General features: G+C 69.2%; 28 protein-coding genes, 1 tRNA gene and 1 other RNA gene. 19 read left to right on the forward strand and 11 right to left on the reverse strand.

All coding sequences use genetic code 11. The features are described from left to right. Positions 1-57 precede the first annotated feature (57 nt). From DAETH_RS13110 to DAETH_RS13135, 6 genes are all read left to right on the forward strand, one after another. Positions 58-891 carry a sugar phosphate isomerase/epimerase family protein gene (locus tag DAETH_RS13110; protein WP_264775322.1) on the forward strand — a complete coding sequence of 278 codons (834 nt, stop codon included), beginning with the start codon at positions 58-60 and terminating at the stop codon, positions 889-891. 38 nt (positions 892-929) lie between these two features. Next, on the forward strand, positions 930-2,039 hold the full coding sequence (locus DAETH_RS13115; RefSeq protein WP_264775323.1) for a substrate-binding domain-containing protein: 1,110 nt from the start codon (positions 930-932) through the stop codon (positions 2,037-2,039). A gap of 139 nt (positions 2,040-2,178) precedes the next feature. Next, entirely contained in the window at positions 2,179-3,369 is a 1,191-nt protein-coding gene (locus DAETH_RS13120) for a levoglucosan dehydrogenase (RefSeq protein ID WP_264775324.1), read from the forward strand. Positions 3,370-3,434: 65 nt separating this feature from the next. Further along, a complete protein-coding gene (locus tag DAETH_RS13125; protein WP_264775325.1) occupies positions 3,435-5,000 on the forward strand; it encodes a sugar ABC transporter ATP-binding protein in 1,566 nt (521 codons plus the stop codon). Further along, a complete protein-coding gene (locus DAETH_RS13130; protein ID WP_264775326.1) occupies positions 4,978-5,943 on the forward strand; it encodes an ABC transporter permease in 966 nt (321 codons plus the stop codon). The genes DAETH_RS13125 and DAETH_RS13130 overlap by 23 nt, the downstream gene beginning before the upstream one ends. Before the next feature lie 67 nt (positions 5,944-6,010). Then, positions 6,011-6,319: a putative quinol monooxygenase gene (locus DAETH_RS13135; protein WP_264775327.1), complete on the forward strand. Its 309-nt coding sequence runs from the start codon at positions 6,011-6,013 to the stop codon at positions 6,317-6,319. Positions 6,320-6,780: 461 nt separating this feature from the next. Here DAETH_RS13135 and DAETH_RS13140 read toward each other — a convergent pair whose 3' ends face one another. Next, positions 6,781-8,529, reverse strand: a complete 1,749-nt coding sequence (locus DAETH_RS13140; RefSeq protein ID WP_264775328.1) for an Ig-like domain-containing protein — start codon at positions 8,527-8,529, stop codon at positions 6,781-6,783. Positions 8,530-8,982: 453 nt separating this feature from the next. Between DAETH_RS13140 and metK the strand changes: the two genes are divergently transcribed. Beyond that, positions 8,983-10,287 carry a methionine adenosyltransferase gene (metK, locus tag DAETH_RS13145; protein ID WP_264775329.1) on the forward strand — a complete coding sequence of 435 codons (1,305 nt, stop codon included), beginning with the start codon at positions 8,983-8,985 and terminating at the stop codon, positions 10,285-10,287. A gap of 52 nt (positions 10,288-10,339) precedes the next feature. Here the strand turns inward: metK and coaD are convergent, their stop codons facing one another. From coaD to DAETH_RS13170, 5 genes are all read right to left on the reverse strand, one after another. Then, a complete protein-coding gene (coaD, locus tag DAETH_RS13150; RefSeq protein WP_264775330.1) occupies positions 10,340-10,861 on the reverse strand; it encodes a pantetheine-phosphate adenylyltransferase in 522 nt (173 codons plus the stop codon). Continuing rightward, complete coding sequence (locus DAETH_RS13155; protein WP_264775331.1) at positions 10,858-11,406, reverse strand: RsmD family RNA methyltransferase; 549 nt, start codon at positions 11,404-11,406, stop codon at positions 10,858-10,860. The genes coaD and DAETH_RS13155 overlap by 4 nt, the downstream gene beginning before the upstream one ends. 66 nt (positions 11,407-11,472) lie before the next feature. Then, positions 11,473-11,907, reverse strand: a complete 435-nt coding sequence (locus DAETH_RS13160) for a superoxide dismutase (protein ID WP_264775332.1) — start codon at positions 11,905-11,907, stop codon at positions 11,473-11,475. Positions 11,908-12,103: 196 nt separating this feature from the next. Beyond that, entirely contained in the window at positions 12,104-13,273 is a 1,170-nt protein-coding gene (locus DAETH_RS13165) for a S1C family serine protease (protein ID WP_264775333.1), read from the reverse strand. A 17-nt stretch (positions 13,274-13,290) separates the two neighbouring features. Continuing rightward, a complete protein-coding gene (locus tag DAETH_RS13170) occupies positions 13,291-13,656 on the reverse strand; it encodes a hypothetical protein (protein WP_264775334.1) in 366 nt (121 codons plus the stop codon). Between the two features lie 216 nt (positions 13,657-13,872). On the opposite strand from DAETH_RS13170, the gene DAETH_RS13175 reads away from it, so the two are divergent. Then, a complete protein-coding gene (locus DAETH_RS13175) occupies positions 13,873-14,574 on the forward strand; it encodes an XRE family transcriptional regulator (protein ID WP_264775335.1) in 702 nt (233 codons plus the stop codon). A gap of 21 nt (positions 14,575-14,595) precedes the next feature. Further along, positions 14,596-15,048, forward strand: a complete 453-nt coding sequence (locus DAETH_RS13180; protein WP_264775336.1) for a gamma-glutamylcyclotransferase family protein — start codon at positions 14,596-14,598, stop codon at positions 15,046-15,048. A gap of 72 nt (positions 15,049-15,120) precedes the next feature. On the opposite strand, the gene rpsO is transcribed toward DAETH_RS13180, so the two are convergent. Next, complete coding sequence (gene rpsO, locus DAETH_RS13185; RefSeq protein WP_264775337.1) at positions 15,121-15,396, reverse strand: 30S ribosomal protein S15; 276 nt, start codon at positions 15,394-15,396, stop codon at positions 15,121-15,123. Between the two features lie 192 nt (positions 15,397-15,588). Between rpsO and DAETH_RS13190 the strand changes: the two genes are divergently transcribed. The 3 genes from DAETH_RS13190 to DAETH_RS13200 all read left to right on the forward strand — a co-directional run bounded on the left by DAETH_RS13190 (position 15,589) and on the right by DAETH_RS13200 (position 16,398). Next, a tRNA-Leu gene (locus tag DAETH_RS13190) sits at positions 15,589-15,673 on the forward strand. A 95-nt stretch (positions 15,674-15,768) separates the two neighbouring features. After that, positions 15,769-15,867, forward strand: an RNA gene (gene ffs, locus DAETH_RS13195) — signal recognition particle sRNA small type. Between the two features lie 33 nt (positions 15,868-15,900). Continuing rightward, positions 15,901-16,398, forward strand: coding sequence for an arsinothricin resistance N-acetyltransferase ArsN1 family A (locus tag DAETH_RS13200; RefSeq protein WP_264775338.1), 498 nt, complete (start codon positions 15,901-15,903; stop codon positions 16,396-16,398). Between the two features lie 12 nt (positions 16,399-16,410). Here DAETH_RS13200 and DAETH_RS13205 read toward each other — a convergent pair whose 3' ends face one another. After that, complete coding sequence (locus tag DAETH_RS13205; protein WP_264775339.1) at positions 16,411-17,367, reverse strand: aminoglycoside phosphotransferase family protein; 957 nt, start codon at positions 17,365-17,367, stop codon at positions 16,411-16,413. 208 nt (positions 17,368-17,575) lie between these two features. Here DAETH_RS13205 and DAETH_RS13210 point away from each other — a divergent pair, with 208 nt between their 5' ends. Then, positions 17,576-17,935 (forward strand): tRNA-binding protein, encoded by a 360-nt coding sequence (locus tag DAETH_RS13210; protein ID WP_264775340.1) that lies wholly within the window; start codon positions 17,576-17,578, stop codon positions 17,933-17,935. Between the two features lie 219 nt (positions 17,936-18,154). Here DAETH_RS13210 and DAETH_RS13215 read toward each other — a convergent pair whose 3' ends face one another. Together DAETH_RS13215 and DAETH_RS13220 are read right to left on the reverse strand one after the other, a co-directional pair. Next, positions 18,155-18,535, reverse strand: a complete 381-nt coding sequence (locus DAETH_RS13215; RefSeq protein WP_264775341.1) for a hypothetical protein — start codon at positions 18,533-18,535, stop codon at positions 18,155-18,157. Positions 18,536-18,594: 59 nt separating this feature from the next. Then, a complete protein-coding gene (locus DAETH_RS13220; protein WP_264775342.1) occupies positions 18,595-18,915 on the reverse strand; it encodes a helix-turn-helix transcriptional regulator in 321 nt (106 codons plus the stop codon). 132 nt (positions 18,916-19,047) lie between these two features. Here DAETH_RS13220 and DAETH_RS13225 point away from each other — a divergent pair, with 132 nt between their 5' ends. The 4 genes from DAETH_RS13225 to DAETH_RS13240 all read left to right on the forward strand — a co-directional run bounded on the left by DAETH_RS13225 (position 19,048) and on the right by DAETH_RS13240 (position 22,991). Then, the gene (locus DAETH_RS13225; protein ID WP_264775343.1) at positions 19,048-20,544 is read left to right on the forward strand and encodes an NADP-dependent isocitrate dehydrogenase; all 1,497 of its coding nucleotides are present in this window, start codon (positions 19,048-19,050) and stop codon (positions 20,542-20,544) included. Between the two features lie 68 nt (positions 20,545-20,612). Continuing rightward, entirely contained in the window at positions 20,613-21,350 is a 738-nt protein-coding gene (locus DAETH_RS13230; protein WP_264775344.1) for a carbonic anhydrase, read from the forward strand. Between the two features lie 130 nt (positions 21,351-21,480). Next, positions 21,481-22,260, forward strand: coding sequence for a transporter substrate-binding domain-containing protein (locus DAETH_RS13235; RefSeq protein ID WP_264775345.1), 780 nt, complete (start codon positions 21,481-21,483; stop codon positions 22,258-22,260). A gap of 65 nt (positions 22,261-22,325) precedes the next feature. After that, positions 22,326-22,991 (forward strand): amino acid ABC transporter permease, encoded by a 666-nt coding sequence (locus DAETH_RS13240; RefSeq protein WP_264775346.1) that lies wholly within the window; start codon positions 22,326-22,328, stop codon positions 22,989-22,991. A gap of 84 nt (positions 22,992-23,075) precedes the next feature. Here DAETH_RS13240 and DAETH_RS13245 read toward each other — a convergent pair whose 3' ends face one another. After that, a complete protein-coding gene (locus DAETH_RS13245) occupies positions 23,076-24,251 on the reverse strand; it encodes an MFS transporter (protein WP_264775347.1) in 1,176 nt (391 codons plus the stop codon). Positions 24,252-24,281: 30 nt separating this feature from the next. Between DAETH_RS13245 and DAETH_RS13250 the strand changes: the two genes are divergently transcribed. Beyond that, positions 24,282-24,974: a hypothetical protein gene (locus DAETH_RS13250; RefSeq protein WP_264775348.1), complete on the forward strand. Its 693-nt coding sequence runs from the start codon at positions 24,282-24,284 to the stop codon at positions 24,972-24,974. Between the two features lie 62 nt (positions 24,975-25,036). Further along, entirely contained in the window at positions 25,037-25,741 is a 705-nt protein-coding gene (locus tag DAETH_RS13255; RefSeq protein WP_264775349.1) for an IclR family transcriptional regulator, read from the forward strand.

Here is a 25,741-nt window from a genome sequence, read left to right on the forward strand (position 1 = left end):
CGACCCGCCGCACGTTTCCGGCGCCGCACCCTCGCGGCCCTCATCAGGAGGACAGGCATGAAATTCGGCTATCAGACCAACACCTGGGGAGGCGTCGTCGGACACCCGGCGGGCGTCACGAGCATCAAGGACCTCTTCTACCTCACCCCCGGCTCGGACGAGGAGGCCCTGCGCGACATCGCCTCGGCGGGCTTCACGGGCGTCGAACTCTTCGACGGCAACCTCGTGGCCTACCGGGGGCGCGAGGACGAGTTCCGGGCCTTCCTCCGGGCCGGGAACCTCAGCCTGATCGCCGTGTATTCCGGCGCGAACTTCATCTACGACGACGTGCTGGAGGACGAGTTCTGGCGCATCGAGGAGGCCGCGAAGATCGGGGAGACCTTCGGCGCCGAGTTCCTGGTGCTGGGGGGCGGGGCCAAGCGGCACGGTGGCCCGCGCGAGGAGGATTACACCAAACTCGCGCAGAACCTCGACCGAGCGGCGGAACTGGCCCAGCGGTACGGCCTGACCGCCCTGTACCACCCGCACCTCGGCACCATCGTGGAGGGCCCCGAGGCGCTGGAAAAGGTCATGTCCCAGAGCCGCATCGGCCTGTGCCCGGACACCGCGCACCTCGCGGCGGGGGGGAACGACGTGCCCGCCCTCATCCGCAAGTACGCCCCCCGCATCCCCTACATCCACCTCAAAGGTCTTCAGCGCGAGCCCCTGAACTTCCTGCCGCTGGACGAGGACCCCGAGATGACCGCGATCTGGGAGGCCGTGGAGGAGATCGGCTTCGACGGCTGGGTGACGGTCGAACTCGACGCCCACCCGGACCCCAAGGCCGCCGCCGCCCGCAGCCTCCGGTGGCTTCAGGCGCGCCAGGCCGCCCAGCCCACCCCCGCCGACTGACCCGACTCCCCAGCCCCAGTGTTCCTGAAAGGACAGCCATGAAGCACACGACCAAGATCGCCCTCGCCGCCACCGCCCTGGTCTCCGTCGCCCTCGCGCAGGGCGTGAACTCTCAGGCCGCCCTCAAGCAGCTCACGAGCAAGGTCTTTTCCAAAGGCCCGAACGGCGAGACCGCCTCGTCTGCCTCGCAGGTGAAGCTCACGCCCGCCGAGATCGCCAAGGTCAAGGGGATGAACGCGACCGCCGCCATCGTGCTGCACTACGGGGGCAACGACTGGAGCAACGCGCAGGTGGACGGGCTGAAGGCGCAGTTCGCCAAACTCGGCATCCGGGTCGTGGCGGTGACCGACGCGAACTTCAAGCCCGAGAAGCAGGTGTCCGACCTGGAGACGGTGCTGGCCCGCAAGCCCGACATCATCGTGTCTATCCCGACTGACCCGGTGGCGACGGCGAGCGCTTACCGGAACGCGGCCAAACAGGGCGTGAAGCTGGTGTTCATGGACAACGTGCCCAGCGGCATGAAGGCGGGCAAGGACTACGTGAGCGTGGTGTCCTCCGACAACTACGGCAACGGCGTGGCCTCGGCGCACCTGCTCGCCCAGCAACTGAAGGGCAAGGGCAACATCGGCATCATCTACCACGCGGCGGACTTCTTCGTGACCAAGCAGCGCTACGACGCCTTCAAGTCCACCATTAAGCAGTATCCCGGCATCAAGGTCGTGGCCGAGCAGGGCATCGGCGGCCCCGACTTCGCGGGTGACGCCGAGAAGGTGGCAAACGCGATGCTGACCCGCTACCCCAACCTCAACGCGATCTGGGCCGTGTGGGACGTGCCCGCCGAGGGCGTGCTCAGCGCGGCGCGCACCGCCGGGCGCAAGGACCTGATCGTGGCGACGATGGACCTGGGCAAAAACGTCGCCCTGGACATGGGCCGCAAGAACGGCATCGTCAAGGGCCTCGGCGCCCAGCGCCCCTACGACGCGGGCGTGACGGAGGCCAATCTCGCCGCCTACGGCCTGCTGGGCAAGAAGGCGCCCGCCTACGTGGCCCTGAACGCCCTGCCCGTCACGCGCGACAACCTGGCCTCCGCCTGGAAGCAGGTCTACAACCAGACGCTCCCCAGCGAGATTCAGTCGGAACTGAAGTAAGGCGGGAAGGGGTGTGGGGCGGCTGGGTTGCCCGGTGGCCCCCTCACCCCCGGCCCCTCTCCCGCAGGGGGAGAGGGGAGCAGGAAAGCATTCGCTGACGCCTCTTCTTTTCCCATAACACCGAAAGGCAGGCACCACCATGACCACCTCCAGCATTCCCCAGATCAACGTCGGCCTGATCGGCGGCGGCTTCATGGGCAAGGCCCACTCGCTCGCGTACGCCGCCATGCCTATGTTCTTCTGGCCCGCGCCCGCCATCCCGGTTCGCCACACCATCGCCGAGGTGAACGAGGGCCTGGCGCGCACCGCCGCCGAGCGCTTCGGCTTCCAGAACTCGACCGGGGACTGGCGCCGGGTGATCGAGGACCCGAACATCCACGTCGTGGACATCGCCACGCCCAACAACTCGCACGCGGAAATCGCCATCGCCGCCGCGCAGGCCGGGAAGCACATCCTCTGCGAGAAGCCGCTGGCGCCCACCGTCGCCGAGGCGAAGGCGATGCTGGGCGCCGTGAGGCGGGCGGGCGTCGTTCACATGGTCGCCTTCAACTACCGCCGCACCCCGGCGGTGGCGCTGGCGCGGAAGTACATCGAGGAGGGCCGCATCGGGCGCGTCCTCAGCTTCCGGGGCACCTACCTGCAGGACTGGTCGGCGGACCCCAGCGGGCCGCTCTCGTGGCGCTTCCAGAAGGACATCGCGGGCTCGGGCACCCTCGGGGACATCGGCACGCACGTCGTGGACCTCGCGCGCTACCTCGTGGGCGAGATCAGCGCCGTGAACGCCATGATGCACACCTACATCCACGAGCGTCCGCTGCAATCGGGCGGGGCGGACAAGCTGGGCGCGTCCGACAAGAACGCTTCCGGTCCTAAGGGCAAGGTGGACGTGGACGACGAGGTGCTGACGCTGCTGCGCTTCGAGAACGGCGCCGTGGGCTCGCTGGAGGCCACCCGCAACGCCTGGGGGCGCAACAACTACATCACCTTCGAGATTCACGGCACGGAAGGCACCATCTTCTTCAACTACGAGCGCCGCGACGAACTCCAGGTGTTCTTCAACTCCGACCCCGCCGACGCCCGCGGCCTGCGGACCGTGTACACCGGCCCGGCGCACCCCTACGGCGAGGGGCTGTGGCCCATCCCCGCGCTCGGCATCGGCTACGGCGAGACGAAGATCATCGAGGCGTACGACTTCTTCCGGGCGGTCACCGAGGGCACCGCGGTCCGCCCCAACTTCGAGGACGGCTACAAGACCGAGCTGATCGCGGACGCCATTGTGCGCTCGGCCCAGCAGCGCCGTGAGGTCGAGGTCGAGCCGGTCACGGTCTGAGGAATGGAGATTCGGGGACGGGCCGGACGCTTAGGCCCGTCCTCCCACCGAAAGGAGGTGACGACATGACCACGGCAACGACCACGACGCCCACGGGGACCCTCACCGCCCCCCTGCCCGTCCTCCTGCGCAACATCAACAAGGGCTTCAACGGGGTGCGCGTGCTGGAGGGCGTGGACTTCGAGCTGCGCGCCGGGGAGGTCCACGCCCTGATGGGCGGCAACGGGGCGGGCAAGTCCACCCTGATGAAGATTCTCCAGGGCGTCTACCAGCCCGACGGCGGCGAGATTCTCGTGAACGGCCAGCCCGTCCACCTGAACACGCCCTCGGAGGCCGAGCGGCACGGCATCGCCATGATCTTTCAGGAGTTCAGCCTGGTCCCGACGCTCACGGCGGCGCAGAACATCTTCCTGAACCGCGAGCCTAGAGGAGCGTTCGGGGCGATCAGCGACCGCAAGGCCGTGCGCCGCTCGCGCGAGATCTTCCGCGAGATGGGCGTGAACATCGACCCCACGCGCCCGGTGCAGGACCTCTCGACGGGCGAGTGGCAGCTCACCGAGATCGCCAAGGCGCTGTCGAAAAACGCCCGCGTGCTGATCATGGACGAGCCCACCGCCGCCCTCTCGGCGACCGAGGTGACGACCCTCTTCGGGCTGGTCGAGGGGCTCAAGGCGCGCGGCATCGCCATCGTCTACATCACGCACCGCATGGAGGAGGTCTTCCAGGTCGCCGACCGCGTGACGGTGATGCGCGATGGGAAGGCGGTCCTCAGCGAGCCCACGAAGAGCCTGCGGATCGAGGACGTGATCGAGAACATCGTGGGCCGCCGCATGGAGGGCGCCTTGGAGTGGAAGCCCCGGAAGGTGAACCGCTCCGCCGCGCCGCTGCTCGAAGTCCAGAACCTCAGCGCCCCGCCCGCCGTGCAGGACGTGTCCTTCACCGTCTACCCCGGCGAAATCGTGGGCCTGGCGGGCCTGATGGGTTCCGGGCGCACCGAACTGGCCGAGACGCTCTTCGGGGTGCGGCGGGCGACCGGGGGCACCGTCCGCCTGAACGGCAGGGAGGTCAGCAACCGCCGCCCCGATCAGGCCATCGCGCACGGCTTCGCGCTCGTGCCGGAGGACCGCCGGGTGCAGGGCCTGGTGCTCGACCACTCCGTGTACGCCAACCTGCTCCTCCCGCAACTGGGGCGCTTCGAGTCGCGCGGGGTGATGCAGGACCGCTCCGGCAGGGACTACGCCCGTGAGCTGATCGGGCAACTGCGCATCAAGACCGACGGCCCCGACAAGCAGACCCGGCTCCTCTCGGGCGGCAACCAGCAGAAGATCGTGCTCGCCAAGTGGCTCGGGAACGATCCCCAGGTGCTCATCCTCGACGAGCCGACGGCGGGCGTGGATATCGGCTCCAAGGCCGAGATCATCGCCCTGATCCGCGACCTGGCGGACCTGGGCAAGGCGGTCCTGATCATCTCGTCGGAATTCCAGGAACTGCTCGCCGCCTCGGACCGCGTGCTGCTGGTGCAGGGCGGGCGCGTCACCGGGAACCTGATGCGCGAAACCATCGCGCGGGAAGAAGACCTGCACCACGCCCTGCAAGGAGGCACCCCCCATGACCCAGTCCACCCTGCCTAGCGCCTCACGCACCCGGCCGTCCTTGCTCGCCAACTGGCGCTCCTACGTCGTCTATGTAGGTTTTGCGCTCGTGTTCATCTTCTTCTCGATCTTCCTACGCGACGCGGGCTTTCTCTCCAGCACCAACCTCCTGAACATCGTTCGGCAGACGGCGACGATTTCGGTGATGGCGGTGGCGATGACCTTCGTGATCGCCTCGGGCGAGATCGACCTGTCGGTGGGCAGTGTGGCGGGCCTCTCGTCGGTGCTGGCCGCGCTCGCCATTCCGCACTTTGGGCCGGTCGGGGGCGCCGCCGCTGGCCTGCTGGGCGGCGCGCTCGTCGGGCTGATCAACGGCTCGCTGGTGACCGGGCTGGGCATCCCCTCCTTCCTCGTGACGCTCGGCATGTTGGGCATCGCCAACGGCGTCGCGCAGTGGATCACGGCGACCGCCCCGGTGCCGATCCTGAACGACGCCTTCAACAACTTCTTCGGCTCGGGCGACCTCGGCCCCATCCCGTCCCTCTTCGTCTGGACGCTGCTGGCGCTCGCCGTCGGGCACTTCATCCTGCGGCGCACCGCCTTCGGCCGCTCCGTCCTCGCCGTGGGCGGCAACGCGACCGCCGCGCGCTACAGCGGGATCAACGTGGCGAAGACGAAGTTCATGGTGCTGCTGGCCTCGGGCACGGTGGCGGGGCTCGCCGGGATGCTCTACGCCGGTCGCCTCAACTCGGGCCGCTTCCAGTGGGGGCAGGGGGACGAACTCTCGGTCATCGCGGCCGTCATCCTGGGCGGCACGCCGCTGCTGGGCGGGGCGGGCACGGTGTTCGGCGCGGTGCTGGGGGCGCTGATGATCGGCCTGATCAACAACGGCCTGATCCTGATGGGGCTGGAGTACAGCCAGCAACTGATCATCCGCGGCGCGATCATCATCCTGGCCGTGGCGCTCGCCCGCCGGAAGTGAAGAACGCAAATCCTGCTAGCCGTCGGGGGGTTCCGGGCGGCTGGCTCTCTTGCACAAGGAGAACGCCATGCCTGCCATCAACCTGATCGCCACCCTCACCCCCCAGCCCGGCCAGGCGGAAACCTTGCGCGCTGCCCTGCAAGAGATCGCCCCACCCTCCCGCGCGGAAAGCGGCTGCCTGCGGTACGACGTGGTGGAGGACGGCGAGGGCGAGGCCACGCGCTTTCATGTGATGGAACGCTTCGCGGATGACGCAGCGGTACAGGCTCACGGGGAGAGCGGGCACTACCGCCAGTTCAGCGCCCGCTTCGGCGAGTTGCTGGCCGGACCCCCGCAGGTAACTCGGGCGCGCGACGTGGACGTGAAGAGTGGGTGAGCCGCAGTTAGCAACTCCAGGTGTTGGGGGCCCCCGCAGAGGAGGGGGATGGGGAGTGCTCTCGGCTGAACAGGGCAGGCCGTGCCTTACCCGTGCCTTGTACGGCCAGCCTTGGAGGGGGTGAACAGCACCCAGTTTCAACGGGACAGGGGGAGAAACAACGCGTTGTTCGCTCCCGGAGAGGGGCGAGCTTCCACCTACGGATCAGAAGGCCAGGAGTTCGAATCTCTTCGGGCGCCAAAAAGACCCCCTCCAGGAGGGGGTTTTTCCTTTTGGGCTCGGTTGGGAAAGCGGCGGCGTCCTCGCCCAAGACGCGCTCGACACCCTGCACCTCCACTGGCAGCGGGAACGCCGCGCGGGAAAGGCAACGGAGAGGACCGCCCCTGTGTTCACGTCCGCCGCTTCAAGGGGAAAGGAACCTCAAGGTGAAGGCCGGGCTCCCGGTCGGTGACCTGCCGAGCTTACCGGAAGTAGATAGAACGTCCGCTGGAGCCGATTTGCCCTTGACTGTCAAACGCCACCGCGCTCACCGAGTAATCCCCCTGCGGGGGGTACTGCCACACGATATTGAAAGGAGCACTGATCGCTTCCCCAATCTTGAAGACACGGCTGGCGCTGCTATACGGATTCTTGGCGAAGAACTCGACCCGCTCGATGTGGTTTTCGCCGGACGAGGCTTCCACCGACAGCGAGAGCGGCTGACCGGCGACCCCCTCCCTGGGAGTGCCAGGGTCGAAGGAAACCGTAGGAGCCCCATCCCCCACCTGAGGACGCCGCCAGAGCTGAATGGCCGAGAAGTTGGCCGTGGCGGTGCCGGTGCTCGCCACATTAAGCACGCCGTCAGTCACAGTCACCACGAAGGGACCGAGTTTGTCCCAACGCGCCGCCTCCTTGGGATCGAAGCGGGACACGCTCTGGCCCTCCATCTGGATGTCGTAAGGCGTCGTGTCCTCCGCACGTACCCAGAGGTAAACGTCGTAGGTCGAGTTGGGCACCGGCACTTTCACCTCCAATCCACCCCGGCGCGACACAGCACTGCGAATCAGCGCCTCCCGCTCGGGATCGATGATGTACGGCACCACAGCTGTCGCCGCGTTGGACGGCACCAGAGGTGTCTCCGCTGACAGCATGGTCGGCGTGCCGTTGGTCGTAAACCCCCCCGCGTCGCCCGCCGAGTAAAAGATTCGGTTGTAAAACAAGTCCCTGTTGTACCTGTTGACCCCCGAGGCGGGGCCGCCGAAATTGATGGCCTGATACGGCAGCAAGGGGAAAATGGTGCGGGTCTCCCGCCGACCAAACAGGGCAGTCAGCGCGCGCTCTGGTGTGCTGGTCACCGCCCCCTGGTCATCGACGGCTCTAGCGGAGAAGGAGTACGGATAGGCCGTGTCGGGCTCGAAATTACGCCCGTAGATGAAGGTGTAGGGCGCAGTGGTGTCCTCGCCGATCTTTTGCCCCTCCCAGAAGAACTCGACCCTGGCGACCTTGCCGTCCGGGTCCGAGGCGTCGGCTTCGAGCGTGATGTTGTGATCGTCCTCGTAGTAGTTGACACCGCTGGTGTAGTACGTGCCACTGTTGGGCAAGTCCCCATTGTTCAGCGGCCTGAGGGAGATCACGGGAGGCTGGTTGACGGCAGGGGGCGGGAGAGGAGACGGCAGCGTGGACTGGGCAGGTTCAATCAGGAGGTAATCGACGATGGCGTTGCGATCCTTGCCCTGGACCTCGTACAGGTCGTTGATGAACGACAGGTTGAACACCTGCCCCGGCTTCAGGTCGAAGTCCCCGAATGGGCGCGTCACGTACGTTGCCGAGTCCAGCGTCGCCACCGCCAGCCGCTTTTGATTGGCGTCGTTCAGGTCCACGATGGGCCAGCCCTGGAAGTTCTCACCCCGTCCCTGGACAGACACGGTGTAGCGCCCGGCCTTGACGTTGCCGGGGACCTTGAAACGCACGTTGTCGTTGGTGCCCAGCAAGATGACGGCCTTCCCACCCTGGGCGTTCGGGTCACGGATGATACGGCCGCCCGAGCGGGGATCGGCGATCTCCTGGGGGGCAAGCGGGCTGATGGTGCCCTCCTCGGCTTCAAGGTGCAGGGTGTCCGGGGCCAGCGTGGGCGTCACGGCGCTCTGCTGACTGCACCCCATCAGCCCCACACTCAGCAGCAGTACCAGCGGGAAGGTGATGGTGGAATGAGCTGGACGTCGTTTTTCCATGAGTTCTCCTTCTCCGTGGAGACAGACCGGCAAGCCCTGCCTCACGACCAGTTCTCCTGTTCTGAACTGTCGAGCTTGAGTGCCCTTAGAATACACATGATGTGAAAATCTTCATAGGGGCGTGTGGAGTGTGAATCCTATTTCAAGGCGATCGGCCTGGGGCCCCGCTCAACCCACACCTGTCTCGGCGGTACAGCCTGTTCTCCCCGGACGCTGGACCTGTGAGCCAAAAGAAATGGGAGGAGTGGGCAGGTCAGGGTTCCGCTTGCCGCAGAACACTCCTCAAGCCGGGTTCCGCAGACATCTCCGCCTTTCGTCCTTTTCCCCCGCGCCCGGGTGCGTTAGGCTGCCCCGGTGCCGCCTCCTCACGCGGGGCGGGACGCGCGGGGACCGGGGCGACATCCCTCTCCAGGCCGTTCTGCGAGACGCCTCCCCGCGCGTACAGGAGCGAACATGCGGAAGTTTTACACGTCGGAGTCGGTGTCGGAAGGCCACCCGGACAAGCTCGCGGATTTCATCTCGGATTCCCTGCTCGACGAGTTCCTGCGGCAGGAGCCCACGGCGCGCGTGGCGGTCGAGACCCTGCTGACGACCGGCATGGCCGTCGTGGCGGGCGAGGTCACCGCGCAGCAGGCCCGGGTGGACGTGCAAAAGACCGTGCGCGACGCCGTGATGAAGGTGGGCTACACCCGCGCCAACTACGGCTTCGACGCCGAGTACAGCGCCGTGCTCGTCGCCCTCCACGAGCAGTCGCCGGAGATCGCCGGGGGCGTGAACGAGTCCGAGGAATGGCGCGCGATGTCGGACGAGGAGCGGGCCCGTCCCGAGAACGCCCCCAGCCACATCGGCGCGGGCGACCAGGGCCTGATGTTCGGGTACGCCACCGACGAGACCCCCGAACTCATGCCGCTGCCCATCTCGCTCGCGCACGGACTCACGCGCAGGCTCGCCGAGCTGCGCAAGGCGGCCAACGAGGCGAAGGAGGCGCGCGCCCGGGGCGAGACCTTGAGCCCCGAGCAGGAACGGGCGCTGACCCTGGCCTACCTCCGCCCCGACGCCAAGGCGCAGGTCACGGTCGTGCGCGACCTGCCCGCGAACGCGGCGGGCGTCCACGAGGCCACCCGGACCTTCGTGGACACGGTCGTGATCAGCACCCAGCACGGCGAGAGCGTGAGCCAGGAAAGAATTCGCGCCGACATGATCGAGCACGTGGTTCGCCCGGTGATCCCGGCCGAGCTGCTGACCGACGAGACGAAGTATTTCATCAACCCCAGCGGCCGGTTCGTGATCGGCGGGCCGCACGGCGACACGGGCCTGACCGGGCGCAAGATCATCGTGGACACCTACGGCGGGGCGGTGCCCCACGGCGGCGGCGCCTTCAGCGGCAAGGACCCCACGAAGGTCGACCGCTCGGCGGCGTACTACGCCCGCTACATCGCCAAGAACGTGGTCGCGGCGGGGCTGGCGCGGCGGGCCCTGGTGGAGGTCGCCTACGCCATCGGGCGGGCGCACCCTGTCTCGCTGCGGGTAGACACCTACGGAACCGGCGTGGTGAGCGACGATCTCCTCGCCGACCTCGTGCGCGAGCACTTCGACGCGCGGCCCCAGGCGATCATTCAACAACTCGACCTGCGGCGCCCGATCTACGCGCAGACGGCCGCTTACGGGCACTTCGGGCGGCCCGAGTTCCCGTGGGAGCAGACCGACCGGGCGGAGGCGCTGCGGCAGGCGGCGGAGGGCAGGAAGCAATTCGTCTGAAGTTCAGGCGGGGAGGCCGGGCGAAGGGGTTGCGCGGCCTCCCGCTTTCGGTTCATCCCCCCTCCCCCCGCATCTCGGCCTCCCGCTCGGCGTACACCTCGGCGAACTTGCGTCTCAGGGCGGCCGCACTCGCCCGGGGCACCATCTCGCTGATGTCGCCGCCGTAGCTGGCGATCTCGCGCACCATCGTGGAGCTGACGAAGCTCCAGCGGGTCGCGGCCATGATGAAGATCGTCTCGACCTCGCCGATCTGGCGGTTGAGGTGGGCGATCTGAAGCTCGTACTCGTAGTCGCTGACCGCCCGCAGGCCGCGCACGATGATTCCTTTTTGCTGCTGGCGCATGTAGTCCACGAGCAGGCCGCCGAAGGAGTCCACACTGACGTTCCCAAAATGGGTGGTCGCCTCGCGCAGGATGCCCAGCCGCTCGTCGAGGTCGAAGAGGTGTCGGCCCTGCTTGCGTGCGTTGTGCATGACCGTCACGGTCACGTGGTCGAAGATGCGCGACGCCCGCGTCAGCACGTCCATGTGCCCGCTCGTGATGGGGTCGAAGGAGCCGGGGAAAACGGCGTTCATGTGGCCCCGAGTGTAGCCCCGCCCGGGGGACGTGTGTACAGCGTGAGGACGTTACTGCCGTACACCCGCTCCTCGCGCTCGAAGCCGGGGTGCTCGGGCAGGCGCAGTTGCCCCGGGTGCTGGCAGACGAGCAGCCCACCGGGGGCCACCACCCCGGAGGCGAGGAGCTTCCCCGTCAGCCGCCCGATGTCCTGCACGTAGGGCGGGTCGCTGAATACTACGTTGAACTCGCCCACGCGCCCGAGCAGGGCCCCCGCATCCCCGCGCAGGATGCGGACGGTCAGTCCCAGGGCGTGGGCGTTGGCCTCCAGGGTGCGGACGGCGCGGGCGTCCTTCTCGATCAGGGTGACCTCGTACCCCCGGCTGGCGGCCTCCAGCCCCACGGCCCCGCTGCCGCCGTGCAGGTCCAGGAAGCGGCCCTCCGGCTGCCGGGTGGCAAGGAGGTCGAACAGGCTCTTGCGTACCCGGGCGCCGCTGGGCCGGGCGCTGGGGGGCACGTGCAGCACGCGGCCCTTCGCGCTGCCGCCCAGAATTCGCAGGCTCATGGGGGCAGGGTAACGCAGCGCGCCCCGACCTCGCAGGGGCCGGGGCGCGGGCGGGCCGAGGGAAGGTTACGGGATCGTCACCGCCGTACAGGCCACGCCGGGGTCGGCGGGCGTGCCCTGCGCGTCGCTCGCGGTGTGGATGTTGAAGTAGGTCGCCTGCGCGATGTCCGCGCGGGGCGCGCTGCCGTCGAGGGTCAGGATGCCCGTCCCGTCGGTCTGCCCCACGATCTTGCTGCTCATGATGGCCGGGCCGCCACTCTTGCAAGGGTCGGTGCTCGCCGTGCCCTGGTTGTGGTAGTGGGCCACGTAATACTGGTTGGCCCGCAGCCCTGTGACCTTCGCCGTCGTCAGCACCGAGTCGCCCGAACGCCGGGAGGTCACGATGCCCGCAGGGTTCAGGTCCCCGGCGGCGGGCTGCTCGCCGAGCATGAACGTCTTGACGCCCAGCACCCCGCAGGACGCGACGACAAGGGGCAGAGCGAACATGAGGACTTTCTTCATGGGTGAACCTCCCTGGAACTGGGACTGCTGAACGTCGAACGAAGGTGAGCAACCGTAGTTTGCTCACCCTCCCAAGCACGACAGTGTTCGGTGAGGCGCATTGTGAGGAAAGGGTGAAGGGTAGGGGGCCAGGCCGGGCGCCAAGAGAAGGTGCCGGACGAGAGGCGTTCGTCCGGCGCCGGGAGGATGAGGCCCGTTAGTTCTGGACCTGCACCTGGGGGCGGGCGGCCAGCGTGAGCTTGACCTCGATCCTCTTGCCGGCGCGCAGCACGGTCAGGGTGACGGTGTCGCCGGGGTGGTAGCGGCGCACCGCGTACTGGAAGTCGGAGAAGTTGGCGATGGACTGACCGTTGACGGCGGTCACGAGGTCACCGGAGACGCGCTTGCCCTGCTCGTTCAGGGTGAGCGGCTGGAGGCCCGCCTTGGCGGCGGGGCTGCCGGGCACGACGTTCGTGAAAAAGGCGCCGGGGGTGTCGCCGAGGCCCAGGTCGAAGACGCGGTTGAACTCCGAGAACTTGTCGGCGGGGAGCGCGAAGGCGAAGTCGAGCTGCGGGGTCAGGCCGATGCCGATGACGGGCGCGTCGCGCTTCTCGCCCCGGCGCAGAGCGGCGAGCTTGTCGTCGGTTTTCGTGACGGGCACGGCGTAGGCGGTGATGCGGCCCCCGCGCGGTCCCCCGACGCTGATATAGCTCACCACGCCCATGACCTCGCCCCGGGCGTTGATGATCGGGCCGCCGCTGTCCCCGGGGATGAGCTGCGCGTTGAGTTCCAGGGTGCCGGGCGGGAAGTCCGCGCGCCCCGCGTCGCTGTCGAGGCCGGTGAGGCGCCCCGTCTTCGAGACCAGGAAGTCGCCGCCCCCGTTGCCGATGGCGAGCGCGGAGTCCCCCACGGCGGGCCTGTTCGCTGCCAGCGGCATGAAGGGCGTACCATTGGGCACGTTCACCCGGATCAGGGCGAGGTCGGACTGGTCGTCGTAGCCGACCACCTGCACCGCGTACCGCTTCTTGTCGAGCGTCTGGGCACTCAGGGTCTTCGAGGCGAAGACGACGTGGTACGCCGTCAGCGCGTAGCCGTCCCCGATCAGGAAGGCGGTGCCCACCCCGTTCGGCTGGCGGCAGTTCGTGGGCGGGCAGTCCTCGATCCGCAGGGTAGCCGGGCGCAGCTTGCGGTACAGGGCGTCGAGCGCGGTCTTGTCCGCCTGGCTCAGGGGCGCGGGCGTGGAGGCGCGGCGCTCGGCGGGCGTGGTCGCGGAGGAGGGCGCGGCTGCCGGTGCCTGAGTCGTCTGGGCGCGGGCGGCCACGCCACCGAGCAGCAGGGTGGAAAGCACCATCAGGCCGCGCGCGGCGGCGGGGCGTACAGCGTTCATGCTTCAGTCTGATTGTTTTAATCGTGGCGGTATGTGCGGTGTCTTCCGTTCCGGCGCGGCAGATCCTCGGGGTCCAGGGCGGCCAGCCCGAGCCTGCGCTCGATCACGCCCCCCAGCCGGGTCAGGATGCCCGGCCCGCTCCAGCCCGTCACGCAGGCGGCGGCGAGCAGCAGCGCCGGGACGGGTGGGGGCCGCAGGAGCGCGGTCAGCAGCGCCACCACCGTCAGCGCCGCGATGCCCGCCGCCGCCGCCAGCGCCAGCACCCGCCGGGCACGCGGGGGATCACTGCGGGCGAGCTGCCGCGCGAGTTGGGTCACGCCCCCCGCCCCGAACGCGATGCCCAGCACAGGAAGAAGGTCGAGGAGGGGGGCAACGTCGCTCATGGAAGCCTCCTGAGGCAGGTGGGGAGTGAGGACGGCGACCCCTCCCCCCGGAGGGAGGAACGGGTGAGGCCCGGCGGAGAGGAAGACGGAAGACGAGTGTCCGCATGTGCGCCAACTCAGGCGGCTCAGATACGTCATCAACATAATATGCCTGTGGTCATACCGTCAAGCCTAGTTATTCCAGTTGTGGCTTTTTGCACAGGTTAGACTCCTCACATGACCGCTTCCCTCTCCGATCTGCCCCACTGGCTGCGCGAGCGCCGGGCTGACCTGGGCCTGCGCCAGGACGAGGTGGCCCGCCTCACGGCCCTACACGGGGGCGAGGCGGGCTGCGTGACCCAGCCGTACCTCAGCCGCCTGGAACGCGGGACGAGGCCACTGAACGCCCTGACTCCCGCGCGGCAGGACGCCCTGCGCCGCGCCCTGGAGATCAGCGCGAGCGAGTGGGTAGCGCGCACGGGGTTGCCGCTGCTGAGCACCCCGGGGACCGGGGACGAGCTGCTCACCACCCTCGACCTGATCCGGGTGCCCGTGCGGGCGCTCGCGTCGGCGGGGCTGCCGCTCTCCGAGGACCACGGCAGCGTGATCGACCACGAACTCGTCCCGGGGCGCGAGTTCCGCCCGGGGATGCTCGTGCTGGAGGTGCAGGGCGACTCCATGAGCACGGGGGAGGGCGGCACGGGCGGCATCCGCCCCGGCGACCGCATCTACGTGGACCCCGGCGACCTCGACCTGCGCGAGGGCCGCATCTACGTCCTGCACGTCCCCGGCCTGGGCCTGACCGTCAAGCGGTTGCGCCGGTACGGCCCCCACGTCTGGCTCACGAGCGACAACCCCGACCACCCTCCCGTCAAGCCCGAGGAGGCGACTGTGGTCGGGCGGGTGTACTTCCACCAGCCCCGGGGCAACCGCCTGTGATCTCCCGCTAGCATGGCCCGCGTGACCCAGGAGCCCCTCACCCGCGTCTTCGTCTACGGCACCCTGATGCCCGGCGAGCGCAACGCCCACGTCGCCGCGCAGGGCGGTGCGTTCGAGGCCCGGCCCGCCCGCCTCCCCGGCTTCCGCCTCCTGCACCTCCTCCCCGAGGCATACCCGGCGGTCGTTCCCGGCGGGGCGGAGGACAGGGTGTGCGGGTATGCCCTCACCTACGCCCCCGGGGACTGGCAGGCGGCCCTCCCCTTCCTGGACGCGCTGGAGGGCGTGGACGAGGTGCCGCCCCTCTACACACGGGAGCGGGTGACCGTGACGCTGGCAGGCGGCGAACGTCAAGCCGCCTGGGTCTACGTGTACGCGAACGCTCCCCGCCTCGCCCGGCCCGGTGTGGTCCCGATCCCGGACGGTGATTGGCGAGGGGCGCCGGACAGAGCCCGCCCCCGGCTGGAGGACCGTTAGTCAGGCTCCCGGCGCCCTCCACCACAAGAAAACCGCCCCCGGAAATCCCAGGGGCGGCCCAACCGTACGCTTTTAGCGAACGACGCGCTGGCCGCGACGGATGCTCAGGCGGTCTGTGAGGGCGATGTAGCCGTCGTAGTCGGTGCGCTCCAGGTACTTCAGGAGGCGGCGGCGCTGGCCGTTGAGGAGTTGCAGGCCGCGCTGGCCGTGCTTGTCCTTCTTGTTCTCGGTCAGGTGCTTGGAGAGGTTGTTGATCCGCTCGGTCAGCAGGGCGACCTGCACGGCGGTGCTGCCGGTGTCCTTTTCGCTGGTGGCAAAAGCCTGGATGGTCTGCTTCTTGTCGATCACGTAGTACCTCTCTTGTTATGGAGTCCCGCGCGGGGCAGCCGGGCCAAAGGGGTCCCCAGGGGATGAACACTGGCGGACCTGCCCGACCGCTCACGGCGGCGGCGGGTAGCTTAGCACGCCGGGGCCGGGAGACAAGGTTCGGCAGTTGACAAGGCGGGGGGCGGCCCCTATCATTCCTTTCGCTTCACCTTTGCTGGGGTGGCGGAATTGGTAGACGCACTAGCTTGAGGTGCTAGCGCCGCGAGGCGTGTGGGTTCAAGTCCCATCTCCAGCACCAACGGGCCGCCGGAATCTCCAGGGTTCCGGCGGTGCCCTTTTGCCGCGCCGCTTCCCAACCGCGCCGCCGGGACGTGTGCTACACTCCGCGTCGCATTGCTGGCGCAGCGCAGCGGGGACGCCTGAACCTGGTCAGGGCCGGAAGGCAGCAGCCATAAGGGATGATCTCTGGGTGCCGCTGCTCACCGGCAATGCTTTTTTGGTTTGTCCGTGTGGCATCCTCCGCCCATGCCTGCCACCCGAGCGGCCACGCCGGACGACGCTCCCGCCGTCACCCGCATCTACAACGAGGGAATTGCGGACCGGATCGCCACCTTCGAGGCGCGGGAGAGAACGGAGGATGAGGTGGCCGAACGCTTGCGCGGTCCGCATCCTGCCGTGGTGGCTTTGGATGAGCGCGGAAAAGTCGTCGCCTTCGCCTGGAGCGGCCCTTACAGCACCCGGGAGGCATACGCGACCATCGGTGATCACGGAGTCTACGTGGCGCGGGAGGCGCGGGGCCGGGGCTACGGTGAGGCCGCCCTGCGAGCCCTGATGAACGCAGCCCGGGAGACGGGCATGCACAAGCTCACCAGCCGCGTCTTCGTGGACAACGCGGCCAGCCGCCGCCTGCACGCGCGGTGCGGCTTCCGCGAGGTGGGCCTTCACCGCCGCCACGCCCGGCTGGATGGCGAGTGGCGGGACGTGGTGACGGTGGAGGTGCTGCTGGACGAGGGGGAGGACTAGCGGGATCGCGGCTCAGACACTCGTGAGCAGCCTCCCGGCCACCGTCAGGAAAGGAGCGCCGAGGTCGGGCAGGCCGTGGTGACCCAGGTAGAGCCCGGAGGAGACCCGCTCCAGGTAGGCCCACTGCCAGATCGCCTCGGCGTCGGTCCCGGTCGCCCACGCCATCTGCTCGCACCAGGAGCGCAGTTCCGAGTTCGGATGGCTGGAGGCCAGGAGTTCCGTGTTCCAGCCTCGCAGGGCGACCCCTAGGTCGTACTCCGGTTCGCACAGGAAGCCCTCGGGGTCCACGAACACGTACCCGGTCTCCGCACCCGGGCGGGCCCCCTCCACCCGCAGCAGGTTCGCCGCGTGCGGATCACCGTGGACCACGACCTGCCGTGCGGGATCGCGCGCCTCCCACCTCTCGCGGGCGTAGCGCAACGCCTGGTAGACCACCACCTGAAGCTCCGGGTCTCCCCTCTCCTCGGCGAGGTCACGCACGAGGGCGAGGAGCCCGGCGGCCTTGTGCCCGGACTCGCCCTGTGGGGGGAGACAGACTTCCCGTGGCACCCGCCAGGCCTGCCGTAGCGTCCCGGCGGTGAGCGCCAGCACGGTGGGCACGTCGCGCACCGCCTCCCCGGCGGACGGCCCGAGAGATTCCAGGAGGAGGGCCCCCCGGTCGAGGTCGTGGGCCAACACCTGGACGTACCCGTGACCCCGCGCCGCCACGAGGGTGGATATCTGTGTGGTCAGGATGGGCTCCGGCAGGGCCAGCTTGAGGACGGCCCGCCGCCCGTCACGGGTGGTGACGCGGCGGACGTAGGAACGGCTGCCGCCGGGCAGGGTGTTCCCCAACCCAAGCTCCCACTCGCGGCATTGTCGCCCCAGCAGGGCGGGCAGCGAGTCCAGCCACAGACGCCCGTGAGCCCCCAGGCTCTCCGCATAGGCGCGCACGGTGGGTTGCACGGTGACCGCAGGGGCCTCTTCCACGATGGCGAACCCTACCACGCGCGGTCGAGACCGGGCTCCGGGAGGATCGCGGGTGTTCCTGCTCCGGCCCTGCCGCCCCTCCCCCGGGCCGGTCCATCGCCGGCCAGCGTTCGGACAGTGGATTCGTCCCGATGGCATGCTGTTCCCGCGCAGGGCCAGCCGCCGCCGGGTGTGCCCCCAAACGAGACGAACGAGGAGTGTGATTGGAATGGCGACGGACCTGAAAACCACCGTGACGTACGAGGACATCCTGGGTCGGCTGGACATTCGCCTGGGGCGCGTGGTGGAGGTCGAGGTGGAGCCGAGCGCCCCGAAAGCGTCGTACCGCCCGACCGTGGACTTCGGGAAGTACGGGCGCCGGGTCAGCGTGGGCCGCTTCACCGGGCATGCGCCCGAGGAGTTGCTGGGGCGTCAGGTGGTAGGGGTGCTCAACTTCGAGCCGCGCCGGATCGGCGCCGTGACCTCGGAGGTGCTGATTCTCGGCGTGCAGTCTCCGGGGGCCGCGAGCGGGGAGGCGACTGCCCTGACCTCCATGCGGGAGGCCAAGCTCGGGGGCAAGGTGTTCTGAGAACCTGTTTGAAAAGGATCCTCATCGTCAGTGGAGTGCGCCGGGAGGTCGTCTGCGTTCGCCCCCCTGCTGCGCAGCTCTGCGAGTCTCGCTGTGCGAGCTGTCCCCGTCCCCCGCGAGGGGGAGGAGCAGAAAACTCGTCCTCATCGTGTCGTTGAGAACCCCCGTCCGACTTTCGAAACGCGCGCTGAGGCCCTGTCCTGAGCGGTGGCTCAGCCCTCACCGCGTCTTCGGGATCAGCACCAGCGACTGCGTTTCCTTCACCACGGCGAGTTCCCGCAGCCGCTCGGGGTCGAGGTCGCCCGCCTTCGCCAGCGCCTCGGCCCGTCGGCGGTCGATGGTGGCGACCTCCAGCGCGGCGGCGTCGCCGAACACCTCGCGGAAGTGCTCGACGGGGTACTCCACGCGGCGCGAGACCTTGAGTTCGGCGCGGTAGAGGTCCGTCTCGGCGCGGGCCCCAGACGCGAGGGCCGCCTTAATCCGGGCGGCGAGTTCGTCGCGCTCCAGTTCCAGCCCCAGCAGCGTGTCACGCAGGGTGGCGTAGCGTTCTAGCAGTTCGTCCAGGGTGAGGTCCACGGTGGGGTCGAGCGGCGCCGTCATGGACCCAGCCTAAAACAGCCGTGCTCCGGCGGCAGGTCGAGTTGCACGTTATTCCCACGTCAGGCGGGCCGGGCAGCAGATTCCACCTCGGGCGCCTCTTCCAGGAGCGCCAGCAGGTGCCCGACCGTCCGGTGGGCCTCCAGCGGGTGACGCAGGTGGAAGCCCGGGTCCACCGTGTAGGTGTTGCGGCGGCCCTGGCGGCGGCGCGTGATCACCCCCGCCTGCTCCAGGTCCCGCACGATCCGCTGCACCGCCCGCTCGGTGATCCCCACCAGATCGGCCACCCGCCGCAGGGTGGCGCCCGGCTCGCGCACCAAACACAGCAAAACGTGGCTGTGGTTGGTCAGGAAGGTCCACTGGCTGTCGGGGGCGGTGGTCATGGGTGCAGGGTGGGCGCCGGTCGTCCCTTCACGACTGTACCGGGTGCAAAGGACGAAGTGCAATACACGAAAACTTTTTCGTTATTATGGCCCCAGTTAGGGAGCCTGCGTTTCCAACTCCAAGGAGAACTCATGAACATGACTGCCCCCCAGACCAACCTCTCCCCTGCCGACACCTCCCCCACGCCCACCCTGACGCCCATCGCCGTCGCGCCCGGGGACGGGATCGGGCCGGAGATCATGCGCGCCACGCTGCGGGTGCTGGAGGCGGCGGGAGCGCGGATCGAGCCGCACACCGTCGAGGTGGGGAAGGAGGTCTACCTGCGCGGGGTGAACTCGGGGGTCGCCCCCGAAGCGTGGGAGGTCATGCGGCGCACCGGGGTGCTGCTCAAGGGACCCATCACCACCCCACAGGGCGGCGGGTACAAGAGCGTGAACGTGACGCTGCGCAAGGCGCTGGGGCTGTACGCGAACGTGCGTCCGGCGCGGGCCTACGCGCCCTTCGTCGTCACCCACCACCCGGAGATGGACCTCGTGATCGTGCGCGAGAACGAAGAGGACCTGTACGCGGGGATCGAGCACCGCCAGACCGACGAGGTGTACCAGTGCCTGAAGCTGGTCACGCGCGACGGCTGCGAGCGGATCATCCGCTACGCCTTCGAGTACGCGCGGGCCCACGGGCGGCGCAAGGTCACGGCGATGAGCAAGGACAACATCATGAAGCTCACCGACGGCCTCTTCCACCGGGTCTTCGACGAGGTGGCGCGTGAGTACCCCGACCTCACCGCCGACCACATGATCGTGGACATCGGCGCGGCGCGGCTGGGCGCCCGGCCCGAGACCTTCGACGTGATCGTGACGCTCAACCTCTACGGGGACATCCTCTCCGACATCGCCTCGGAGGTGGCGGGCTCGGTGGGCCTGGGGGGCAGCGCGAACATCGGGCAGAGCGTGGCGCTGTTCGAGGCGGTCCACGGCAGCGCCCCCGACATCGCCGGGCAGGACAAGGCCAACCCCAGCGGCCTGCTGAACGCGGCGGCCCTGATGCTCACCCATCTCGGGCAGGGGGACGTGGCGGCGCGGGTGCTGAACGCCTGGCTGCGGACGCTGGAGGACGGCATCCACACCGGGGACATCGCGGGCGAGCACACGACCCGGCGGGTGGGCACCCAGGACTTCGCGCAGGCCGTGATCGACCGCCTGGGCCAGCTGCCGGGGCGCCTGCCTGCCGTGAGTGGGGAGGTGGCCCCGAGGATTGGGGTGCAGGTCAAGCCCAGGACCCGCGCCGAGAAGGTGCTGGTGGGCGTGGACGTTTTCCTGGACTGGCGGGAGGCCGACCGTCAGCCGGACGTGCTGGGCACGCAGCTCGGGCAGGCCGCGAATGCCGACTGGAAGCTCGACATGATCTCCAACCGAGGGGTCAAGGTCTGGCCGCAGGGCCTCCCGGAAACCACCTGCTCGGACCACTGGCGCTGCCGCTTCCTGTGGCAGGGGGAACGCCCCCTCACCCCGGCGGACGTGCTGGCGCTGCTCGCCCGCGTCTCGGGGGTGGGGCTGGACTTCGTGAAGACCGAGCATCTCTACACCTTCGACGGACAGCCGGGGTACACCGCCGGGCAGGGCCAGTAGTCGGGGGCAGTAAGCCCCGGGGCAAACAAGTTCGCCGTCTCGAGGCTCACCCGCTCTAGGATGGGCGGGTGAGCGATTCGGCCTCCAACCCGCTGCCGCCTCCCCCGACCTCCGACCTCGAACGGCGCGTGCTGGCGGCGATTCGCCGGGGCGCGAGCATGGCGGACATCGCGGAGTTGCGCCCGGCCCGCATCAGCACGCCAGAAGACGCTATTCAGGCCCTTCAGGACGGCAATGCCCGTTTCTTCTCCGGTCAGGCCACCCGCCCCGAGGTGGACGCCAACCAGCGCCGGTCGCAGATCATGGGGCAGACCCCCTTCGCGGCGGTTCTCGCGTGCAGCGACAGCCGGGTCCCCGTGGAGATCGTCTTCGACCAGGGCCTCGGCGACCTCTTCGTGGTGCGGGTGGCGGGCAACGTGGTGGGCGACGTCGGCCTGGGCACGCTGGAGTACGCGACCGAACACCTCGACGTTCACCTCGTCGTCGTGATGGGGCACGAGGGGTGCGGGGCGGTGGCCGCCGCCATGCTGCCGGAGGAGCAGGTTTCCCGGGAGCCCGAGAACCTGCGCAACCTCATCGCCCGCATCCAGCCCTGCGTGCGGAGCCTCCCCCCCATCCGCGACAAGAAGGCCCGGATGCGCGAGGCCGTCATCAACAACGTCCGCTACCAGGTCGCTGCCCTGCGCGAGCAGCCCGTCATCCAGGCCGCCGAGGCGCGCGGCCAGATCCGCGTCATCGGCGCCTACTACGAGATCGGCTCCGGCGCCGTCGACTTCCTGATCGAGGAAGAGGACCTGCGGCCCTGACCCCGCGTGAAGGTCGGGCCAATCTGCTAATCAGAACAAAGCACTTTACAAAACAGAGCATCAGGAGTAATGTGGGAGGTCGCGTGGCGCCCTTCCCCAGGGAGACGGCGCCCTCTGCAACGGAGGAATCATGCAGCGGACCATCCTGACCATCCTCGCGCCCCTGCTCCTGGTGGGCGGCGCTCAGGCCCAGAACCAGAACAAGCCCAGCACCCTGACGCCCGGCGTCCTCAAGATCGGCATGGAGGGGACGTACGCCCCCTTCACCTACAGGGACGAGAAGGGGCAGCTCGTCGGCTTCGACGTGGATATCGCCAGGGCGGTCGCCGCGAAGCTGGGGCTGAGGCCCGAGTTCGTGCTGACCGAGTGGAGCGGCATCCTGGCCGGGCTCCAGGCGCGGAAGTACGACGTGATCGTCAATCAGGTCGGCATCACGCCCGAGCGGCAGCAGGCCATCGGGTTCAGCAGGCCGTACGCCTACAGTAGCCCGCAGATCATCGTGCGGAAGAACGCCAACACCTCGTTCAAAACGCTCGCCGACCTCAAGGGCAAGCGGGTGGGCGTGGGGCTGGGCAGCAACTTCGAGAAGCAGCTTCGTGACGCGGGCGGCATCAACGTGGTGACGTACCCCGGCGCCCCCGAGTACCTGCGCGACCTGATCTCGGGCCGCCTCGACGCCGCGTACAACGACCGCCTGCTCGTGGGCTACCTGATCAAGCGCGACAACCTCCCCGTGAAGGGCGCGGGCGTGGTCGGCGCTCCCGAGCCCGTGGGCATCGCCCTGCGCAAGGACAACGCGGCGCTCAAGGCTGCCGTCGACCGGGCGCTGACCCAGATCAAGGCGGACGGCACGTATGCCAAGATCAGCCGCCAGTGGTTCGGGCAGGACGTGAGCCAGCCCGGGAAGTAAGCGCTCACGGCGGCGGGACGCGGGGAGAATGCCCCGGGCGTCCCGCCGCCGTTTAAGGTGAGCCCGTGGACCTCTCCTTCATCCTGCAAAGCGCCCTCCAGGCCCTGCCCGTCCTGATCCAGGGGGCGGGTATCACGCTGGCCTTCGCGCTCGCGGCGATGGTGCTGGGGCTCCCGCTGGGCTTTGCCGTGGCACTCGCCCGGCTGTCGCGGTTCGCTCCGCTGCGCTGGCTGACGGGGCTGTACGTGTCCTTTATCCGGGGCACGCCCCTGCTGGTGCAGATTTTCGTCATCTACTACGGGCTGCCGAGCTTCGGGATCACCTTGAGCCCGGTGGTGGGCGGCGTGCTGGCCCTGACGCTCAACGCGGGCGCCTACCTCTCGGAGACGATCCGGGCGGCGATCCTGTCGGTGGGGCGCGGCCAACGGGAGGCGGCGTACAGCCTCGGGCTGACGGGGGCGCAGACCATGCGCCTGATCGTGCTGCCGCAGGCGTTGCGGGTGGCGGCTCCCAGCCTGGGCAACAGCCTGATCGGGCTGGTGAAGGACACGTCGCTCGTCTCCGTGATCACGGTGGTGGAACTGCTTCGCAGCGCCCAACTGGTGATCGCCCGGACCTTCGAGCCCTTCGGCCCGTACCTCACGGCGGCCCTGCTGTACTGGGCGATCAGCGCCGTGCTGGAGGTCGTGCAGCGGGGGGTGGAGCGGAGATTGTCGCGCGGTACGGTGTAGAACAGAACGACGGAGGGAGGGGGACGCACGCTAACGTGTCCCCCTCCCCCGTTTTGCTCCCCGTCAGTTCGCCGCCCGCCGCGCCTATGCCCGCACCGCCAACGTCCACGTCAGCGCCAGGAGGGAGAGCAGGACGGTGAGGGCGAGCATCAGCGTTCCCGTCTCGATCTGCCACGCCGCCAGCGCCGCACCCAACGTCAGTCCGACCGCGTTCACGCCCATCAGCGCGCCGATCACTCGTCCCCGGAGCCCGTCCGGCACGAGTTGCTGGGAGCGGGTGGTCGCAGCGACCTCCAACAACCCCAGCCCTACGCCGAACACGGCGGCGGCGCCCCACCACGCGGGCACCGGGGTCAGGGTGAAGCCGAGCGTGCCCAGGACGAGGACCCAGCGGCCCACGCCGATCAGGGTGTCCAGCCTCCAGCGCGCGGCGCGCGGCGTGACGAGCGCGATGCCCGCGAGGACGCCCCCGGCGACGACCATCTCGAAGACGGCGTAATCGGGGGCGCCGCGCCCGAACGTCGTCATGTGAATCGGCGCCCGGACGTTCATCACGTTCATGGCGAGGTTGAGCGCGAAGCTCATGGCGAGCAGGGCCAGGAGAAGGGGCGAGCGGCGGACGACGCGCAGGCCCTCCAGCACATCCCGCAGGGGCTGAACTCGTCCACCTGCCGCCCCCTTCAGGTGGGGCAGAGCGAGGGCAGCGACCGTCAATCCCAGGATGAGCGGCGTGGCGACGAGCAGCGTCCCCCCCGCCCCGAACGTGTGGACGAGCACGCCGCCCACCCCGTACCCGACGAGGGGAGCGCCCATCAAGGCCCCGCTGTTCAGGCTGTTCGCGCGGGGCAGCAGGGCGGCGGGCACCAGACGCGGCACGAGCGCGGCCCCTGTGGCGTACGCGAGGGTGGAGAGCAGGCCGTTCACGAAGGCCAGGGCGGCGAGAAGCGCGAGCGGGGCCGTGCCCGTCAGCGCCAGCCCACCGACGAGCCCCACCGCGAGCGCCCGCAGCCCGGCACTCGGGGCGAGAAGACGGCGAGCAGGCAGACGGTCGGCGAGTCCACCGAGCAGTGGCGCCAGAAAACGCGGCAGGCTGCCGCACAGAACCACGAGGCCGACCGCCCCCGCTCCTCCCCCCGTGTCCAGCGCCAGGAACGGCAGGGCGACGGCGACGGCGGAGTCCCCCAGGGCGGTCGCGCTCACCCCCGCCCAGTACGTCCAGAAGGCGCGCGGCAGCGTAGTTATCGCAGGTGTGGTGGTCATACCCCCAGCGTCCGGCGTACCCTGCCGAAAATGCCGCAGACGATTTTGGGTTCATTCGAGGGCGAGTGGTTCGAGGTGGTCACCCCGGAGCAGGCGCGGCGGCTGAGCGACCCCGTGGCCCTGCGCCACCTGGAGCCCTTCATCGGGCGGACGCTGTCGGCAGGGGCGGCGGCACGCGAGGCGGGAGTGAGCGTGGAGCGGATGCTCTACCGGGTGCGGCAATTCTTAGGGGCGGGGCTGCTCACGGAGGTCGGCGAGGAGCGCCGGGCCGGGCGACCCCTCCGGCTCTACCGGGCGCCCGCCGGATTCCAGGTGCCCTTCCACCTCACTCCCTTCGCGGACCTGGAGGCACAGATCACGCGGCACGGGCGGCCCTTCGACCGTCTGCGCGCCCGCGCCGGGGCGAGGCGGCTCGCGGAGCTGGACCTGAACGCCCGCCTGATCTACCGCAGCGTGGACGGGCAGGTCCACTCGGAGACCTTCCTCCCCGAAGGCCGGACACTCGCCGAGGCGCGGGGAGGGCGTCCCGGCGGCGACTATATGGGCGTGCTGTGGCTGGACGACGACGCGGCGCGGCGGGTGCAGGCCCACCTCGACGCCCTGCGCGAGGAGCTGAGCGGGGTGGGCGGCGAGCGGGAGGGCAGGCGGCCCTACCTCGTCCAGACGGCCCTGCTGCCGCTCGATCCCCACGACCGGGAGGAGTTGCTGGGGCCGCCCGGCTGACCCACCTTCGGCCTTCCGTCATGATCACGGCCCAGGCACGGCCGTCCCTGTACGCTGGACATGTGCTGTCCCTTCAGAAAGCCGCGAGCATCCTGGGAGCCTTCAGCGCCGAGCAGCCCGAGTGGGGGGTGCGGGCGCTCGCCGCCCATCTGGGCGTGCCCCGGGCGACGGCCCACGCCTACCTGGCGGGGCTGACGGAGGCGGGCTTCCTGCGGCGCACGCCCGCCGGGCGCTACCGCCTGTCGTGGCACATCGCGGAGATGGGGGCACAGCTCACGGCGGCGCTGCCGTGGTTCCCGGGGGCGCGGGCGCTGATCACCCGGCTGGCCTTCGGGGTGCGGGCGGTGGCCTTCCTGTGCATTCTGGAGGGCGAGGAGGTCGTGTGCGCGATCCGCGAGCGCCACCCCGACGCCGACATCGACCTGCCACTCGACATCTACCTGCCCGCCACCGCCACCGCGAGCGGCAAGATTCTCTACACCCACGCCGACATCCTCCCGCGCGAGTTCAGCGCCTGCACGGTGAACAGCATCACCACCCCCGACGAGTGGCGCACCGAGGTCGCGCGGGTGCGGCGGCGGGGATACGCCTACTCCATCGAGGAGTGGGTCGAGGGGCAGTGCACCCTGGGCGTGCCCTACCGACACGGGGACCAGATCGTCGCCGCCATCGGCGTGCAGATGAGCGCCGAACGCTACCTGCGCGAGGAACGGCTCGTGCGCGAGCGCGTGCTGGGCATCGTCCGCGAGGCGGAGGAGCTGGCGTAG

This window comes from Deinococcus aetherius (genome assembly GCF_025997855.1).
GTDB classification, from domain to species: domain Bacteria; phylum Deinococcota; class Deinococci; order Deinococcales; family Deinococcaceae; genus Deinococcus; species Deinococcus aetherius.

Coding starts and splice junctions, on each gene's coding strand:
- DAETH_RS13110 (WP_264775322.1), top strand. CDS start 58: ATGAAATTCGGCTATCAGACCAACACCTGGGGAGGCGTCGTCGGACAC.
- DAETH_RS13115 (WP_264775323.1), top strand. CDS start 930: ATGAAGCACACGACCAAGATCGCCCTCGCCGCCACCGCCCTGGTCTCC.
- DAETH_RS13120 (WP_264775324.1), top strand. CDS start 2,179: ATGACCACCTCCAGCATTCCCCAGATCAACGTCGGCCTGATCGGCGGC.
- DAETH_RS13125 (WP_264775325.1), top strand. CDS start 3,435: ATGACCACGGCAACGACCACGACGCCCACGGGGACCCTCACCGCCCCC.
- DAETH_RS13130 (WP_264775326.1), top strand. CDS start 4,978: ATGACCCAGTCCACCCTGCCTAGCGCCTCACGCACCCGGCCGTCCTTG.
- DAETH_RS13135 (WP_264775327.1), top strand. CDS start 6,011: ATGCCTGCCATCAACCTGATCGCCACCCTCACCCCCCAGCCCGGCCAG.
- DAETH_RS13140 (WP_264775328.1), bottom strand. CDS start 8,529: ATGGAAAAACGACGTCCAGCTCATTCCACCATCACCTTCCCGCTGGTA.
- metK (WP_264775329.1), top strand. CDS start 8,983: ATGCGGAAGTTTTACACGTCGGAGTCGGTGTCGGAAGGCCACCCGGAC.
- coaD (WP_264775330.1), bottom strand. CDS start 10,861: ATGAACGCCGTTTTCCCCGGCTCCTTCGACCCCATCACGAGCGGGCAC.
- DAETH_RS13155 (WP_264775331.1), bottom strand. CDS start 11,406: ATGAGCCTGCGAATTCTGGGCGGCAGCGCGAAGGGCCGCGTGCTGCAC.
- DAETH_RS13160 (WP_264775332.1), bottom strand. CDS start 11,907: ATGAAGAAAGTCCTCATGTTCGCTCTGCCCCTTGTCGTCGCGTCCTGC.
- DAETH_RS13165 (WP_264775333.1), bottom strand. CDS start 13,273: ATGAACGCTGTACGCCCCGCCGCCGCGCGCGGCCTGATGGTGCTTTCC.
- DAETH_RS13170 (WP_264775334.1), bottom strand. CDS start 13,656: ATGAGCGACGTTGCCCCCCTCCTCGACCTTCTTCCTGTGCTGGGCATC.
- DAETH_RS13175 (WP_264775335.1), top strand. CDS start 13,873: ATGACCGCTTCCCTCTCCGATCTGCCCCACTGGCTGCGCGAGCGCCGG.
- DAETH_RS13200 (WP_264775338.1), top strand. CDS start 15,901: ATGCCTGCCACCCGAGCGGCCACGCCGGACGACGCTCCCGCCGTCACC.
- DAETH_RS13210 (WP_264775340.1), top strand. CDS start 17,576: ATGGCGACGGACCTGAAAACCACCGTGACGTACGAGGACATCCTGGGT.
- DAETH_RS13215 (WP_264775341.1), bottom strand. CDS start 18,535: ATGACGGCGCCGCTCGACCCCACCGTGGACCTCACCCTGGACGAACTG.
- DAETH_RS13220 (WP_264775342.1), bottom strand. CDS start 18,915: ATGACCACCGCCCCCGACAGCCAGTGGACCTTCCTGACCAACCACAGC.
- DAETH_RS13225 (WP_264775343.1), top strand. CDS start 19,048: ATGAACATGACTGCCCCCCAGACCAACCTCTCCCCTGCCGACACCTCC.
- DAETH_RS13235 (WP_264775345.1), top strand. CDS start 21,481: ATGCAGCGGACCATCCTGACCATCCTCGCGCCCCTGCTCCTGGTGGGC.
- DAETH_RS13245 (WP_264775347.1), bottom strand. CDS start 24,251: ATGACCACCACACCTGCGATAACTACGCTGCCGCGCGCCTTCTGGACG.
- DAETH_RS13250 (WP_264775348.1), top strand. CDS start 24,282: ATGCCGCAGACGATTTTGGGTTCATTCGAGGGCGAGTGGTTCGAGGTG.